11 protein-coding genes are annotated in these 15,021 nt (G+C 66.8%); 5 read left to right on the top strand and 6 right to left on the bottom strand.

The window, feature by feature from the left end:
• Positions 1 to 78 precede the first annotated feature (78 nt).
• Together AC1D2H_RS17810 and AC1D2H_RS17805 are read left to right on the top strand one after the other, a co-directional pair.
• Positions 79 to 1,749: a GH39 family glycosyl hydrolase gene (locus AC1D2H_RS17810; RefSeq protein ID WP_478011898.1), complete on the top strand. Its 1,671-nt coding sequence runs from the start codon at positions 79 to 81 to the stop codon at positions 1,747 to 1,749.
• Between the two features lie 4 nt (positions 1,750 to 1,753).
• Complete coding sequence (locus tag AC1D2H_RS17805) at positions 1,754 to 3,199, top strand: c-type cytochrome (RefSeq protein ID WP_478011897.1); 1,446 nt, start codon at positions 1,754 to 1,756, stop codon at positions 3,197 to 3,199.
• On the opposite strand, the gene AC1D2H_RS17800 is transcribed toward AC1D2H_RS17805, so the two are convergent.
• The 6 genes from AC1D2H_RS17800 to AC1D2H_RS17775 all read right to left on the bottom strand — a co-directional run bounded on the left by AC1D2H_RS17800 (position 3,153) and on the right by AC1D2H_RS17775 (position 9,256).
• On the bottom strand, positions 3,153 to 3,698 hold the full coding sequence (locus AC1D2H_RS17800; protein WP_477935851.1) for a hypothetical protein: 546 nt from the start codon (positions 3,696 to 3,698) through the stop codon (positions 3,153 to 3,155). The genes AC1D2H_RS17805 and AC1D2H_RS17800 overlap by 47 nt on opposite strands.
• Before the next feature lie 2 nt (positions 3,699 to 3,700).
• Complete coding sequence (locus AC1D2H_RS17795) at positions 3,701 to 4,627, bottom strand: glycoside hydrolase family 16 protein (protein WP_478011896.1); 927 nt, start codon at positions 4,625 to 4,627, stop codon at positions 3,701 to 3,703.
• Between the two features lie 34 nt (positions 4,628 to 4,661).
• Positions 4,662 to 5,999, bottom strand: coding sequence for a GH1 family beta-glucosidase (locus AC1D2H_RS17790; protein ID WP_478011895.1), 1,338 nt, complete (start codon positions 5,997 to 5,999; stop codon positions 4,662 to 4,664).
• A gap of 274 nt (positions 6,000 to 6,273) precedes the next feature.
• Complete coding sequence (locus tag AC1D2H_RS17785) at positions 6,274 to 7,092, bottom strand: carbohydrate ABC transporter permease (RefSeq protein WP_477936885.1); 819 nt, start codon at positions 7,090 to 7,092, stop codon at positions 6,274 to 6,276.
• The gene (locus AC1D2H_RS17780) at positions 7,089 to 7,985 is read right to left on the bottom strand and encodes a carbohydrate ABC transporter permease (RefSeq protein ID WP_478011894.1); all 897 of its coding nucleotides are present in this window, start codon (positions 7,983 to 7,985) and stop codon (positions 7,089 to 7,091) included. The genes AC1D2H_RS17785 and AC1D2H_RS17780 overlap by 4 nt, the downstream gene beginning before the upstream one ends.
• The gene (locus tag AC1D2H_RS17775) at positions 7,985 to 9,256 is read right to left on the bottom strand and encodes an ABC transporter substrate-binding protein (protein WP_478011893.1); all 1,272 of its coding nucleotides are present in this window, start codon (positions 9,254 to 9,256) and stop codon (positions 7,985 to 7,987) included. The genes AC1D2H_RS17780 and AC1D2H_RS17775 overlap by 1 nt, the downstream gene beginning before the upstream one ends.
• A gap of 324 nt (positions 9,257 to 9,580) precedes the next feature.
• Between AC1D2H_RS17775 and AC1D2H_RS17770 the strand changes: the two genes are divergently transcribed.
• From AC1D2H_RS17770 to AC1D2H_RS17760, 3 genes are all read left to right on the top strand, one after another.
• Entirely contained in the window at positions 9,581 to 11,353 is a 1,773-nt protein-coding gene (locus tag AC1D2H_RS17770) for a glycosyl hydrolase family 18 protein (RefSeq protein ID WP_478011892.1), read from the top strand.
• 87 nt (positions 11,354 to 11,440) lie between these two features.
• Positions 11,441 to 13,057, top strand: coding sequence for a chitinase (locus tag AC1D2H_RS17765; protein ID WP_478011891.1), 1,617 nt, complete (start codon positions 11,441 to 11,443; stop codon positions 13,055 to 13,057).
• A 301-nt stretch (positions 13,058 to 13,358) separates the two neighbouring features.
• Positions 13,359 to 15,014, top strand: a complete 1,656-nt coding sequence (locus AC1D2H_RS17760; protein WP_478011890.1) for a carbohydrate-binding protein — start codon at positions 13,359 to 13,361, stop codon at positions 15,012 to 15,014.
• Positions 15,015 to 15,021 lie beyond the last annotated feature (7 nt).

Raw genomic sequence — 15,021 nt, 5'->3', positions numbered from 1 at the left:
TGTGCAGGCACATCGATATTCGCGATGCCTTGGGTGATATCTCGGCAACGCCACCCCAAGCACAACGATAGAAGAGACATGAAAACCCATATTCTTTCGGCCTGCCTGCTGCTCGCCTCAACGCTTTGTTTTCCACAAACCTCGGGCGTCAATTTGCAGGTCGACTTGAATATCGACAAGGGGCCGCTCAAGCCGATGTGGGCCTGGTTCGGCTATGACGAGCCAAATTACACCTATATGAAGGACGGCAAGAAGCTGCTGACCGAACTGGCTGCCCTCAGCCCGGTACCCGTTTATGTCCGCGCCCACAATCTGATGACCTCGGGCGATGGCACGGCGGCGCTCAAATGGGGTTCGACCGGCATGTACAGCGAGGATTCAAACGGCAAGCCGATCTATAACTGGACGATCGTCGACAAGATTTTCGACAGCTATATTGAACGCGGCATGAAACCGCTGGCCCAGATCGGCTTCATGCCGGAGGCGCTTTCGGTAAAACCCCAGCCCTATCAGCACCACTGGGCGCCGGGCACGCCCTATCCGGAAATCATGACCGGCTGGGCCTACCCGCCGAGCGACTACCAGAAGTGGTCGGAGCTGATCTACCAGTGGGTCAGGCACAGCGTCGAGCGCTACGGCCAGAAGGAAGTGGAAAGCTGGTATTGGGAGCTTTGGAATGAACCCGACGGCTTCTATCTGATCGCACCGAATGTCGAGCAGGAATATTTCAAGATGTACGACTACGCCGCCGACGCAGTGAAGCGCGCACTGCCGACCGCGCGCATGGGCGGCCCGCACACGGCGCATGGCGGCAAGTTCTTCGATCACTTCATCCAGCATTGCCTGAACGACACGAACCACGCCACCGGTGCAAAAGGCGCGCCCGTCGATTTCCTGGCCTACCACGCCAAGGGGCGGCCGACGGTGGTCAATGGCGTGGTGCAGATGAGCATGAAGACGCATTTCAAGAATCTCGATGACGGCATGGCCATCGTGGCGTCCTATCCGCAGCTCAAGGGCATTCCGGTCATCATTGGCGAATCCGACCCGGAAGGCTGCGCGGCCTGCGGCATGGCCACCAACCCGGAAAACGCCTATCGCAACGGCACCCTGTATGCCAGCTACACGGCGGCATCGATCGCACGCGAATACGACCTGGCTGCCGCCCGCGAGGTGAATCTGCTCGGCGTGGTGAACTGGTCGTTCGAGTTTGAAGACCAGCCCTGGTTTGCCGGCTTTCGCGATCTGGCCACCAACGGCGTGGACAAACCCGTGCTGAACGTGTTTCGCATGCTGGGCATGATGACGGGCGACCGGGTTGGCGTCGCGGGCGACGGGGCCTACGACGCCGCGTCCATCCTCAAGTCAGGCGTGCTGGGCGAGCGCACCGACATCAATGCGTTGGCGGCGAAGAGCGCCAAGGGCGCGACCGTGCTGGTCTGGAATTACCACGACAAGGACATCATCGACGCCGGGTCGCCGGTCAGCATCACGATCAAGGGCATCCGCGCCAAAAAGGTGGTGATGACGCACTACCGCATCGATCAGGAACACAGCAATTCCTACGCGGCCTGGAAAAAGATGGGCTCGCCCGCCGCCCCCAGTCCGGCACAGATTGCAGAGCTGGAGAAGAGCAGCAAGCTCGCGACCCTCGGCCACCCCCAGACGCTGCCGGTCCGCGACCAGCAGGTGGTCGTCAACATGCAACTGCCACGGCAGGCGGTGTCCTTCATCCAGCTGAGCTATTGACCTCATGGCCAAAGCATTCGCACTGAAGGAGCTGCTGCCGTTGCTGCTGCTCGGTGCCATGGGCGCCCGAGCCGCACAGGGCGTCGACGGCGCCAGCATCTATGCCCAGCACTGCGCGCAGTGCCATGGCGCCAACCGTGAAGGCGGCCTCGGCCCCAACCTGACGGGCGCAAGCTGGAGCAAGGTCGAGGCCAGCAGGGAAAGCCTGGCCAGGTTCATCGCGCAGGGCTCCAGCGACGGCCGCATGCCGGGATGGAGCAAGCGCCTGACACGCCAACAGATAGGCGCCGTGGCCGGCCATCTGTTGACGCTGCCACGTGCGAAAGGCGGGGCGCCCACCGTCGGCGCCGCGGCCGACCCCTATCCGGAATTGAAGGACTTCCGCCTGCCGGTCGGCTTCTCGATCGCCGTCTACAGCGACAAGGTGCCGAGTGCACGCGGCATGGCCGTGGCGGAATCCGGCATCGTCTACGTCGCGTCGCGCACGACCGGCAAGGTGTTCGCGCTGGTCGACGGCACTGGCAAGCATGTGGCCGACCGGGTCGTGACCGTGGCCAGCGGCCTGGACTCACCCATCGGCCTGACGCTGCTGAACGGCTCGCTGTTCGTGTCCGAGCGCTTCCGCGTGGTGCGCTTCGACGACATCGCCCACAGCTACGACAAGTCGCCGCCCTTGCACGTGGTGAAGGACGACTTCCCCAAGGATGCCTGGCACGGGGAGAAGATCATCAAGGCCGGCCCGGACGGCAAGCTCTATGTCCCCATCGGCGCGCCGTGCAACAGCTGCGACCGGGAGAACGAGCCGCACGCCAAGATCCATCGCATGAACCCCGACGGCACGCAGTTCGAGGTCTATGCGCGCGGCGTGCGGAATTCGGTCGGCTTCGGCTGGCACCCGCTGACGCGGGAGTTCTGGTTCACCGACAACGGGCGCGACATGCTGGGCGACAACATGCCCTCCGACAAGCTCAACCATGCGCCGAAGCCGGGCATGCACTTTGGCTTTCCCTACTGCCAGGGCGGCGTGCTGCCGGACCCGGAGTTCCAGGCCGGCCGGCAGTGCAGCGAATTCACCGAACCGGCCGCCAAGCTGGGCCCGCATGTGGCCTCACTGGGGCTGCATTTCTACACCGGTCAGCAGTTTCCGCAGGCCTACAGCAACCAGCTCTTCATCGCCGAGCACGGCTCATGGAACCGCAGCCAGAAGATCGGCTATCGCGTCGCGCTGATCACCTTGTACGGCGACAAGGTGGTCAGCGACACCGTCTTCGTGGAAGGCTTTCTGCAGCGCGAAAAGGTGGTCGGCCGGCCAGTGGACATCGCGCAGCTGCCCGACGGCTCTATGCTCATCTCCGACGACTTTGCCGGGCGCATCTATCGCGTCAGCTACCAGGCGCCTGCCGTCACTGCTGCGGCGCCGAAGCCGCCGGCGCCGGCTGCGCCCAGGTGAACCCCTCGATGCCCTTGGCGAAGGCGTCCATCGTCTCCTTGTAGGGGCTGTCGTTCGGCCCCTTGAGCAGCACGATGAGGCGGTTGCCGCCCTTCACGGCCACATAGCTGACCGCGCGCAGGCCGTTCGGCAGCTTGCCCTCGTAACGGCCGCCTTCGACGCCGCCTATCGAGGCCGGCTTGGCGGCATCGCGGGTCAGCTTCTTGTCGAAAGGGTTGCCGATCTTGACCGCGCCGTCCAGCGCGTCATAGGGCTTGGCCGGGTCGGGCTCGGCGAAGTTCCACACGACGATGAAGATGGCCTTGGGATCGTCGGTGCGCGAGTAGACGGCCAGGCCCATGGGGTTGCCCGCCTTGTCGGGCTTCTCCTCGCGATTCACCTCGGACACGCCTTCGGGGGCGATGAAGCTGCCGAAGGCTGTCTTCACTTCACCCGCTTGCGCGGCCGCCGCGCAGAGCAGGACGGCGCTCAGGGTCAGGGCGGGAAGCAGACGGCGCATGATCAGTCCTCCTTGTAGATCCTGACCCAGTCGACCAACATCCGCGCCGGCAGCGGCGTCGTCGCGTCCGGTGCACCGGGCCAGTCGCCGCCGATGGCCAGGTTGAGGATGACGAAATAGGGCTTCTCGAACACCCAGGTGCCGCCGGCCGGCAGGCTGCTTGGCGTCAGGCGGTGGAAGTCGACGCCGTCGACCTGCCAGATGATTTCGTTGGGCCGCTTGATGATGGTGTAGGTGTGGAAGTCATCCGCCACCGGCTTGCCGAAGTCGCGCGGCTTGCCGATACCCTGGGCGCCCGAATAGCCCGGGCCATGCAGCGTGCCGTAGGTGATGTTCGGCGTCTTGCCGATGAACTCCATGATGTCGATCTCGCCCGACTTGGGCCAGCCGGCCGTCGCGAGGTCGGTGCCCAGGGCCCAGAACGCCGGCCAGATGCCCTGGCCCGAGGGCAGCTTCATGCGCGCCTCGACCTTGCCGTAGGTGAAGCCGACCTTGCCGTTGGTGTGGATGCGGGCCGAGGTGTATTCGCAGGGCTTGCCGTTCCAGCAGGGTCCGGGGTTGCTGGCCTTCTCGGCGGTGATGACGAGCATGCCGTTGCCGTCCGTCTGCGCATTGCGGGCGCTGGACGTGTAGTACTCGTACTCGTGGTTGCCCCAGCCATCGGCCTCCTTGTTGCCGAGGTCGTAGTTCCAGTTCGCGGCCTTGGGCACGGTGCCGGCGGCATCGTCGAACTCGTCGCTCCAGACCAGGCTCCATTTGTTGGACGGCGCAGGCGTCGGGGCGGGCGCAGGGGCCGGAGCCGGTGCGGGAGTCGGCGCGGCCGGTGCCGCCGTGGCCGAGCCACCGCCGCCGCCACAGGCGGTCAGCACGGCGGCGATGGCGGGCAGCGCACGGCGCCAGGGGCTGGGGGCGGGGTTGATGTTTTGCATGTCTTGTCTCCTGGTGTTTTTTATGAGGATGCGATCAGCCGCGCCAGTCACGCAGGAAGCTGCGGTACCACTCGGCGCTGGCCTTGGGCGTGCGGGCCTGCGTCTCGTAGTCGACATGCACGATGCCGAAGCGCTTCAGATAGCCGCTGGACCATTCGAAGTTGTCCATCAGGCTCCAGACCATGTAGCCGGCCATGGGCACGCCCTGCTGCATGGCCCTGGCCACGGCCGCGATGTGGTCGCGCAGATAGGCGATGCGGTCGTCGTCCTGCACACGGCCGCCCACCACGGTCTGGTCCTTGAAGGCGCCGCCGTTCTCGGTCACGTAGACGGGCGGCAGGCCCGGGTAGTCGCGGTGCAGCAGGCACAACAGGTCGTCCAGGCCCTGGGCGTAGATCTCCCAGCCCATGTCGGACACCGGCAGGCCGCGCTCCTCGGGCTTCCAGTCCGCGCCGCTGGCCGACACGACGGTGCGGGTGTAGTAATTGACGCCGAGGTAGTCCATCGGCTGGGCGATCGCGGCCATGTCGCCGGCATGCACGACGGGCGCGTCGGCGCCGAGCTCGGCCATCACCTCTTCGGGATAGCTGCCCTTGAACAGCGGGTCGGCATACCAGCGGCGGCCGCGGGCGTCGGCCATGGCCGCGGCGGCGATGTCCTCGGGCATGGCCGTGGCCGGCACGCAGGACGACAGGTTGAGCACGATGCCGAGCTGGCTCTTGGCGCCATCGGCGCGCAGAGCCTGCAGGGCCAGGCCGTGGCTGAGCAGCAGGTGGTGGCAGACCTGGGTCGCGATCTTCCTGCTCTTGATGCCGGGCGCGAAATTGCCCTGCTCATTGCCGAGCACGGCGACGACCCAGGGTTCGTTGTGCGTCGTGATGCCGTCGACGCGGTCGCCGATGCGGGCCTGCACATGGCGGGCATAGTCGACGAAGCGGTGCACGGTGTCGCGGTCGTTCCAGCCGCCGCGGTCCTGCAGGCCCTGGGGCAGGTCCCAGTGGTTCAGCGTCGCGAAGGCCTGGATGCCGCGCGCCTTCAGGCCGTCGACGAGGCGCTCATAGAAGTCCAGGCCCTTGGGGTTGAACTCGCCGTAGCCATTGGCCTGCACACGCGGCCAGGCGATGGAGAAGCGGTAGCAGTTGACGCCCAGCGATGCGATGAGATCGAGGTCTTCGTCGAGGCGGTTGAAGTGGTCGCATGCCACTTCGCCATTGCTGCCATCGGCAATCGCGCCGGGCTGCTTGCAGAAGCGGTCCCAGATGGACTCGCCCTTGCCGTCCACATGGGCGGCGCCCTCGATCTGGAAGCTGCTGGTGGCCACGCCCCAGACGAAGTTGGGCGGGAACTGACGGTGCAGGGGAGCTTGGGACATTAGGTGCCTACGAACACTACGAGGATCGGTGCGAGAGGGTCTGCGCGGGTGCAGGGCTAGGCGCACGACGCCGCCTGGGCTCATGCCCAGGCCAGGCGCGCAACGACGCCATGCGCCCGCGCAGACCCTCTCCCGAAGGGTTGTCACTCAAAAGCCCGCGCGCGGCGTTGCGAAGCCTCGCTGGGGATGACCCCAGCTTCGACTTCGCGCCTTGCTCGCGGGCTTTTGAGTGGCAACGCATCCGACCCTCGTAGTGTTCGTAGGCACCCATGCTTTACTTGACGGCGCCGGCGGTCAGGCCCGCGATGAGCTGGCGCGACGAGATGACGAAGAGGACGAGCAGGGGCAGGGTCGCGATGGCCGAGCCGGCCATCAGCGCGCCCCATTCGGTGCTGGTGGTGCTGAAGAGGCTGCGCAGGGCCAGCGGCAGCGTGTAGTTCTCGGCCGTGCGCATGACGATCAGCGGGTTCATGAAGTTGTTCCATGAACTGATGAAGGTGATGAGGCCGAGGGTGCCCAGCGCCGGTTTCATCAGCGGCAGCGCGATGCGCCAATAGATGCCGAGCTCGCTGGCGCCGTCGATGCGGGCGGCGTTGAGCAACTCCTGCGGCACCGTGGAGGCGGCGAACTGGCGCATCAGGAAGATGCCGAAGGCGCTGGCCGCGCCCGGGATGTACAGCGCCCGGTGCGTGTCTATCCAGCCCAGGGTGTCCATGACCATGAAGGTCGGGATCATGTTCATGAAGGCCGGCACCATCATGGTCCCCATGACGAGGGCGAACAGGGCCTTCTTGAAGCGGAACTCCAGCATCGCGAAGGCATAGCCGGCCATCGAGCAGAACAGCAGCGTCAGCGCCGTGGACATCAGGCCGACGTAGAGGCTCCAGCCGACGTTCTTCCAGAACGGCAGCCGCGTCGTCAGCACCGCGATGTTGTTGAGCAGCTCGGTGCTGAAGAACAGCGGCGGCGGCACGTTGAAGATGTCGGTGCGCGACTGGGTTGCGAACACGAACATGAAATAGAACGGCGCCAGCATGATGAGCGCGCCGACGCCGACGACGGCGTAGGCCGCGTATTTGGGCAAGGTCTTCATACCGCGACCCTCCGATCCGCGAAGGCCTTGTTGGTCAGCCAGGTCAGCAGCGCGATGACGCCGAACATGATCCAGGCCAGCGCGCTGGCGCCGCCGAAGTCGCTGAAGTCAAAGGCCTCGCGGTAGAGGTACATGGCCACCGTCATGGCTTGCTGGTCGGCGCCGCCCTTGCCGTTGGTCAGGATGAAGGGCTCCTCGAACAGTTGCAGGCCGCCGATGAGGGACAGCGTCACGCCGAACAGGATCATGGGTTTGAGGCTGGGCAGGGTGATGCGCCAGAACTGCTGCCATGCATTGGCGCCATCGAGCTTGGCGGCCTGGTAGAGGTCGTGGGGGATCGTCTGCAGCGCGGCCAGATACAGCACCACGTTGAAGCCCACATAGCGCCAGAACACGATGATGGCCACGGCCGGCTTGACGGCGTCGGGCGAGCGCATCCAGTTGATGTGCTCCAAGCCGAACAGCGCTTCCAGGGCCTGGTTGACGAGGCCGTAGTCGGTCGAGAACAGCGACCCGAACAGCATCGCGATGGCGACGGTGGACGTGATGTAGGGCAGGAAATAGGCGCCCGAGAACAGGCCGCGCCAACGCCCGAAGGCCTGGTGCAGGAAAACGGCCAGCGGCAGGGCCACGAGGTGCTGTGGCGCGCCCGATGCGAAGGCCAGCCACAGCGTGTTGCGCAGCGCCTTCCAGAACCAGCCGTCGGTCAGCGCGAAGATGAAGTTGTCGAGGCCGACGAAGCGCATCGAATCGATGCCGCTGGTCGGCTCCCAGGACTGGAAGGCCAGCCAGGCCGAGAACAGCAGCGGGAACAGGCCGAAGACGGCGAACAGGATCAGGAAGGGGCTGACCAGCAGATAGGGCGCCCAGGAAGCCGGAATGCGGAACTTCATCAGCGGTTCGCTCGGTGGACCAGCAGGGCCTGGGCGTCTTCCAGGGCCTTGGGGATGGGCTTGCCGTACTCGAGCACGTTGTCGAGCTCGGCGTTGATGACCTCGTCGGCGAACTTGTGCTGCTTGTGCATCTTGACGACGGGGATGCGCCGCGCCGCCTCGCGCCACAGCACGCGGGCATGCTGGCCACCGAGGAAGGGCACGGGCTGGTCGAAGAAGGCGTCCTGCTGCGCGTCAAGCAAGGCTGGAAAGGCGTCCTGGGACTTGAAGGCCTCGAGCTGGCGGGCGCGGTCCAGCGTCAGCTCCTGGATGAGCTGCCAGGCGAGCTGCTTGCGCTCAGGCGCCGAGCGGCGCGGGATGGCGTAGTAGGTGCCGCCATAGGAGCAGAAGGTGTTCTCGGGCAGCTGCGCGATGCGCCATTTGCCGGCCGTCTGCGGAGCCACCCAATTGGCCATCTGGCCGGCCATCCAGCCGCCGGACAGCTCGGTGGCCAGGCGGCCGCGCTTGAGCATCTCGGCCCAGTCGTTGAACCAGACCTCGACGCGCGCATCCAGCTTCTGGCGTCTCACCTTCTGGGCCAGCTCGAAGGCGCGCACGAAGCGCGGCGACGTGATCTGCGGCCGGCCCTGGTTGTCGAAGAACTGACCCTCGCCCGGCGGCGTGCCACCGCGCACGATGATGTCCTTCAAGAGGCGCACATCGCCGATCAGATAGGCGCCGGTCTTGGCCTTGAGCTGGGCGCCGGCGTCGACATAGCCCTCCCAGGACTGCGTCAGGTCGGCTTCCTTCAGCCCGGCCTGGGACAGCAGGTCGGTGCGATAGAACAGCGAGCCGGGGCCGATGTCGGTCGGCAGCGCGACGATGGCGCCCTGGCGGTTGCGCGCCGTCTCGATGGCGAAGGACACGAAGCGGTCCTTGAAGCGCTCGGCGCCGAAAGCCGGGGCGGACAGGTCGTCCAGGCCCGAGCCGAGCGAGAAGCGGCCGAGGTAGCTCGTCTCGAGCGCGATGACATCGGGCAGGTGGCCCGAGGTCGATAGCGCTGTCGTCATCGCCGTGTGGTGGTCGTCGTACTGGCGACTGATGACCTCGGTGCGAATTTCCGGGTGACGCTGGTTCCAGCCCTTGAGCACGTCCTTGGCGATGACATCGACCAGCGGGAAGGCGGCCACCGTCAGCGGTGACGGCTGCTCCTTGGCGCGAGCCAGACCCGCAGCGCCGCCGAGAGCGGCAGCAAGCAGGTGGCGGCGAGGGAGGGAATGGGTGTCGGACATGGGTTTGAAAGCGCTTTCAAGATTGTGCTTCATGCCGGCTTGGCCCCCAGCAGCACAAACCCTAGGGCAACTCCAGACGAAGGCTCACCCTCCCTAGAAACCCGTGACAGCAACGTTTTGTCACCCGAACCCCGGGTTTCCACCGGTGACTCTTGGTGCACTGGTGGCAAAGTGGTATTCAAGAGGTGGTAGCAGTCACAAACTGGATGCATACCAGTTAGAACCAGCTCCAAAGAGCCTGCACGGAGAGGCAGGCCAGCCGCCGGAGAGCCCCCGTTGGGACTCTCCTTTTCAACGAGCTCTTGCACGTACAGGACGTCTCCCATGAAACAGCCCTCTACCGGCATCCCGATGCACCAACTGCGTCGCCTTGCCGCCATCACCGCCACCGCCTTCGCACTCGGCGCCAGCGCCACCGCGGCCCTGGCCCAGACCTATCCCGCCTGGGCCCCCGACGTCTACTACACGGCCGGCACCGTCGTGACCTACCAGGGCCACAACTACCGCGCCCTCGTCAACCAGACCGACTATTCATCGACCGGCTGGAACCCGACCAACGCCTCGCTGTGGACCGACCTCGGCCCCGCCTCCGGCCCGGCGCCCTCGCCGGCTCCGACCCCTGCCCCCACACCGGCGCCAACGCCCGCGCCCACGCCGGCTCCATCGCCCGCACCCAGCCCCGCCCCGGCGCCCACGGGCACCTGCGCGCCGGTCTGGGCCGCCGCCACCGCCTACAGCGGCGGTGCCATCGCCAGCAAGGGCACGACCAACTACAAGGCCAACTGGTGGACCCAAGGCAATGACCCGGCCACCAACAACGGCCCGGTCGGCAGCGGCCAGCCCTGGACCTCGCAAGGCGCCTGCACGACCGGCCCCGCGCCCAGCCCGAGCCCGTCCCCCAGCCCGAGCCCGTCGCCGTCACCGTCGCCCTCTCCTTCGCCCAGCCCGGCCCCCTCGCCTGCACCGGCGCCGGGCCTGAGCGACCCGAACGCCAAGTCCGCCAACCAGAACGGCCGCGCCTACACCGTCTACTACCCGAGCTGGAGCGACAACTGGTTCGATGCCACCGGCATGACGATGAACCAGGTCTTCGTGGCCAGCAACTTCGCGCGCATCCCGGCCAACTACACCCATGTGGTGGCGGCCTTTGCCCAGCCCAACTTCTCGTGGGGCGGCATGGCGGCCAACAACTGGTCGGGCACCGGCATCAACTTCAACGGCCGGCCGTCGGACATCAAGGCCGCCATCGACGTGCTGCACGCCCGCAACATGAAAGTCATCCTGGCCGTGGGCGGCGCGACCTACAACAGCTGGGGCACGCTGTCCGCTGAAGGCCATGCCGGCAGCGGCCCGACCATCACGGCCCTGTCCAACCTGATGAAGGACGTCGGCTTCGACGGCCTGGACGTGGACTACGAGGTCGACGGCATCACGACCGACGCCTATGCCGGCGCCGTGAAGGCCATGCGCAAGGCGGTGGATCTGGCCGGCGGCGGACRCATCCTGACGGTGGCCGCCTGGTCGTCCGGCTCGGACTGCACCGCCTCCACGGGCAGCGACCCGCAGTGCAACGGCGTGGGCACCAGCTACTGGGGCGGCAAGGCGGGCGGCGAGCGCCTGCTCGTCAACGCCTACCCGGCGCTGAAGACGGCGTTCAACATCGTCAACATCATGACCTACGACGCGCGCTTCGAGCACTTCGACGGTGTGACGGCATGGAAGTCCTACCGCCAGCTCTTCCCGGCCAGCACCATCGTGTCCATCGGCTTCGAGACGTCGCCGGAAGGCTGGAGCGGCGCGAATCTGGTGGTGAACAACGCCGACGCGCAGTGCACGGGCTCCGTCATCCTGCAGAACAGCTATGGCGTCAACATCAACCAGGCCTATTCGGTGGAGCGCTATCTGAACGCGGTGACGACCAGCACGCTGGCCAACAAGAACCCGCGTGACGGCGCCATGCTGTGGCAGGCCCTGAAGACGGCGAGCGGCAGCTGCGGCAGCGCGGCGCTGGCCTCGCCGGGTTCCATCGGCAAGAAGGCCGCCGGCCTGCTCAACCTGGTCGACGACCCGGCGCTGCAGAACGCGCCCTGGAAGTAAGCAGCTCGGCCTGAGCTGAATCGCCGCCGCTCCGGCCTGCCGGGCGGCGGCCTCTTCCGTTCTTCCATCCCCACCTCGGAGATACCCATGATCTCGCGCCCACCCCTGCCGCGCGCGGCCACGCCATGGCTGCTCGCCGGTGCGCTGGCCTTCAGCGTGCCCGCTTTCGCTCAAACCTACCCGGCCTGGAAGGCCGACACCTACTACACGGCCGGCACCCTCGTCAGCTACAACGGCCACAACTACCGCGCCCTGGTCAACCAGACCGACTACGCGTCGACCGGCTGGAACCCGACCAACGCCTCGCTGTGGACGGATCTCGGTGCCGCTTCCGGCCCGGCACCCGCGCCGACACCGGCACCTACTCCCGCTCCGACGCCTGCACCGACACCCGCGCCCACACCGGCCCCCTCGCCCGCCCCCAGCCCCGCACCCGCGCCGAGCGGCAACTGCGCGCCGGTCTGGGTGGCCTCCACCGCCTACAACGGCGGCGCCATCGCCAGCAAGGGCACGACCAACTACAAGGCCAACTGGTGGACCCAGGGCAACGACCCGGCCACCAACAACGGCCCGGTGGGCAGCGGCCAGCCCTGGACCTCGCAGGGCGTCTGCGGCGGCGCCCCCAGCCCCGCGCCGAGCCCCGCACCATCGCCAGCCCCCACGCCTGCGCCCACTCCGGCCCCCACGCCGGCGCCAACACCCGCCCCCTCGCCTGCTCCATCACCCAGCCCGGCCCCCGCGCCCGCTGGCAAGCACCAGCTGATCGGCTACTGGCACAACTTCACCAACCCGTCCGGCCCGACCTTCCCGATCAGCGATGTGCCTGCGGCCTATGACGTCATCGTCGTGGCCTTCGCCGACGACGGCGGCAACGGCAGCATCACCTTCAACCTGGACGGTGGCTCCGGCGGTGAGGCGCGCTTCATCGCCGACATCGCCACCGCCCACACCAAGGGCAAGAAGGTGGTGCTGTCCTTCGGCGGCCAGAACGGCACCGTCACGCTGAACAACGCGACCCAGGTGACGAACTTCGTCAACAGCGTCGAAGCCATCCTGCGCAAATACGGCTTCGACGGCATCGACATCGACCTGGAAAGCGGTGCCGGCGTGTCCTGGGGGGCGGCGGTGCAGACCAATCTGGTCACCGCCGTGAAGCAGCTCAAGGCCCGCATCGGCAGCAGCTTCTATCTGTCGATGGCGCCGGAGCACCCGTATGTGCAGGGCGGGTTTGTGGCCAGCAGCGGCATCTGGGGCGCCTACCTGCCCATCATCGACGGCCTGCGCGACGAGCTCTCGGTGCTGCATGTCCAGTACTACAACAACGGTGCCGTCTACACGCCCTACTCCACGCAAGGCCTGGCCGAGGGCAGCGAGGACATGCTGGTGGCTGCCAGCCGCATGCTGATCGAGGGCTTCACGACCAACAACGGCACGGGGTCCTATGTCTTCCGCGGCATCCGGCCCGACCAGGTCGCCTTCGGCCTGCCCTCGGGCCCGTCGTCGGCCAACTCAGGCCTGGCCAGCGTCGCCACCATCACGGCGGCCCTGAACTGCCTGACCAAGCTGACGCAATGCGGCGCCATCAAGCCGCCGGTGGCCTACCCGAGCTTGCGTGGCGTCATGACCTGGTCCATCAACTGGGACAAGAAGGATGGGCAGTCGTTCTCCAACGGCGTGCGGAATGCCCTGAACGCCTTGCCTTGATGGATTGACACCCGGCGTTCTGCGGGCCGAGCGCCGGGCCGCTCCCTAGCCGGCCCGCCTATGGCGATGTGCGTGCGGCTCGATGCCGCAAGCATCGCCGTCCCCTCGGGGGACCGGCCAGACGCGACCGCGTTCAGCGCGTCGCGACTGGACGAGGGGCAAACCCACCCTCGGGTCCTCCCGTCCCTGAGTTCTGGCACACGTCAGGTGTTGCCGCCAAGGTGCCCGTCCGCTTACGCTTGAAAGCGCTTTCAGTTCACGCGGTGAACGGCGGAGAGCACCTCAAACCTGGAGATTTCCAATGAGACTGCTTCATCCCCTCGCCGCACTGGTCCTGCTCGGGCTGGCCGGCACCGCCTTTGCCCAGACCAAGGTCGTCGGCTACATCCCGTCATACAAGGGCCTGCGCGCCGTCGCCGACCGCACGGACCTGGCCAAGCTCACCCACATCAACCTCGCCTTCGCCAACCCGGCGCCGGGCGGCAGCTTCCTGAACGGCGGCAACCCCGCCTGCATGGAAGCGGCCACGGGCGCCGACATCAGCTATGTGGTGCAGAAGGCCCATGCCGCCGGCGCCAAGGTGCTGGTGTCGCTGGCCGGGGGCGTCATCCCGAGCTGCGCCGGCAACTGGCAGACCCTGCTGCAGCCGGGCAGCCGCGCCACGGTGGTCAACAACCTGGCGCAGTTCGTCAACAGCTTCGGCCTGGACGGCGTGGACGTCGACATCGAAGGCGCGCTGCTGACGGCTATCGACAACGCCGGCAACTACACGCCCTTCATCCAGGCCCTGCGCGCCGCCCTGCCCGGCAAGCTCGTTACCGCGGCCACCGCCACCTACGAGGGCGGCATGGTGCCGGTGTCGTCGCTGGCCTCCTTCGACTTCGTCACGCTGATGGCCTACGACGCGGTGGGCCCGGGCTGGGGAACGGTGGGCACCGAGCACTCGACCTATGCGATGGCGCAGAACCACATCGCCACCTGGCAGGCGCGCGGCCTGCCCAAGAGCAAGCTGGTGCTGGGCCTGCCCTTCTACGGCTACGGCTTCAACGGCTATGCCGCCAACTACGCCTTCTCGGACATCGTCAACCAGTTCGGCGCCGCCGCGGCCCAGACCGACCTGATCGGCACCCTGTGCGCGAGCTGCGCCTACATCACCTACAACGGCATCCCGACGATCAAGGCCAAGACGCGGCTGGCGCTGCAGCAGGGCGCGGGCGTCATGATCTGGGAGCTGTCGCAGGACGGCACTGGCGCCAACAACCTGCTGGCGGCCGTGCGCGCCGAGATCGGCACCACCCCGCCACCCACCGGCGTGGCCACGGTCTACCAGGACTGCAACTACGCCGGCTACTCGGCGCCGCTGCCCGAGGGCAGCTACACGTTGAGCCAACTGCAGTCGCGCGGCGTGCGCGACAACGACCTGTCGTCGCTGCGCGTGAACGCCGGCTACCAGGTGCAGCTGTTCGACGGCGACAACTTCAGCGGCGCCAGCGTGACCCGCAATGGCGACACCGGCTGCCTGGTCGACCAGGCCTTCAACGACCGCGCCAGCTCGCTCATCGTGTCCAGGACGACCGCGGCATGGTCGCGGCAGATCGAGGCCGAGAACTTCAGCAACCAGAGCGGCGTGCAGACCGAGGCCTGCAGTGAAGGCGGTCAGAACGTCGGCTGGATCGACGCGAACGACTGGATGGCCTACGCCAACGTCGCCTTTCCCACCAGTGGCAACTACCGCGTCGAGTACCGCATTGCCAGCGTCAGCGGCGCCAGGCTGTCGCTGGACCTCAACGGCGGCAGCATCCAGTTGGGCCAGGTGAACGTCCCCGCCACCGGCGGCTGGCAGACCTGGACCACGGTGTCCCACACCGTGACGATCAATGCAGGGACCTATGCCGTCGGCGTCTTCGCGCCGGCCGGCGGCTGGAATCTGAACTGGATCAAGTTCACCAAGCTCTGAGCAACGC

The sequence above is a fragment of the Roseateles sp. P1_C1_2 genome, from assembly GCF_056406535.1.
The sequence above is the reverse complement of the archived record's forward strand: the minus strand, read 5'-3'. Positions and strand labels throughout refer to the sequence as shown.

Bases quoted from the DNA above. Each gene is read 5' to 3' on its own strand.
- AC1D2H_RS17810 (WP_478011898.1), top strand. From the start codon at position 79: ATGAAAACCCATATTCTTTCGGCCTGCCTGCTGCTCGCCTCAACGCTT.
- AC1D2H_RS17805 (WP_478011897.1), top strand. From the start codon at position 1,754: ATGGCCAAAGCATTCGCACTGAAGGAGCTGCTGCCGTTGCTGCTGCTC.
- AC1D2H_RS17800 (WP_477935851.1), bottom strand. From the start codon at position 3,698: ATGCGCCGTCTGCTTCCCGCCCTGACCCTGAGCGCCGTCCTGCTCTGC.
- AC1D2H_RS17795 (WP_478011896.1), bottom strand. From the start codon at position 4,627: ATGCAAAACATCAACCCCGCCCCCAGCCCCTGGCGCCGTGCGCTGCCC.
- AC1D2H_RS17790 (WP_478011895.1), bottom strand. From the start codon at position 5,999: ATGTCCCAAGCTCCCCTGCACCGTCAGTTCCCGCCCAACTTCGTCTGG.
- AC1D2H_RS17785 (WP_477936885.1), bottom strand. From the start codon at position 7,092: ATGAAGACCTTGCCCAAATACGCGGCCTACGCCGTCGTCGGCGTCGGC.
- AC1D2H_RS17780 (WP_478011894.1), bottom strand. From the start codon at position 7,985: ATGAAGTTCCGCATTCCGGCTTCCTGGGCGCCCTATCTGCTGGTCAGC.
- AC1D2H_RS17775 (WP_478011893.1), bottom strand. From the start codon at position 9,256: ATGTCCGACACCCATTCCCTCCCTCGCCGCCACCTGCTTGCTGCCGCT.
- AC1D2H_RS17765 (WP_478011891.1), top strand. From the start codon at position 11,441: ATGATCTCGCGCCCACCCCTGCCGCGCGCGGCCACGCCATGGCTGCTC.
- AC1D2H_RS17760 (WP_478011890.1), top strand. From the start codon at position 13,359: ATGAGACTGCTTCATCCCCTCGCCGCACTGGTCCTGCTCGGGCTGGCC.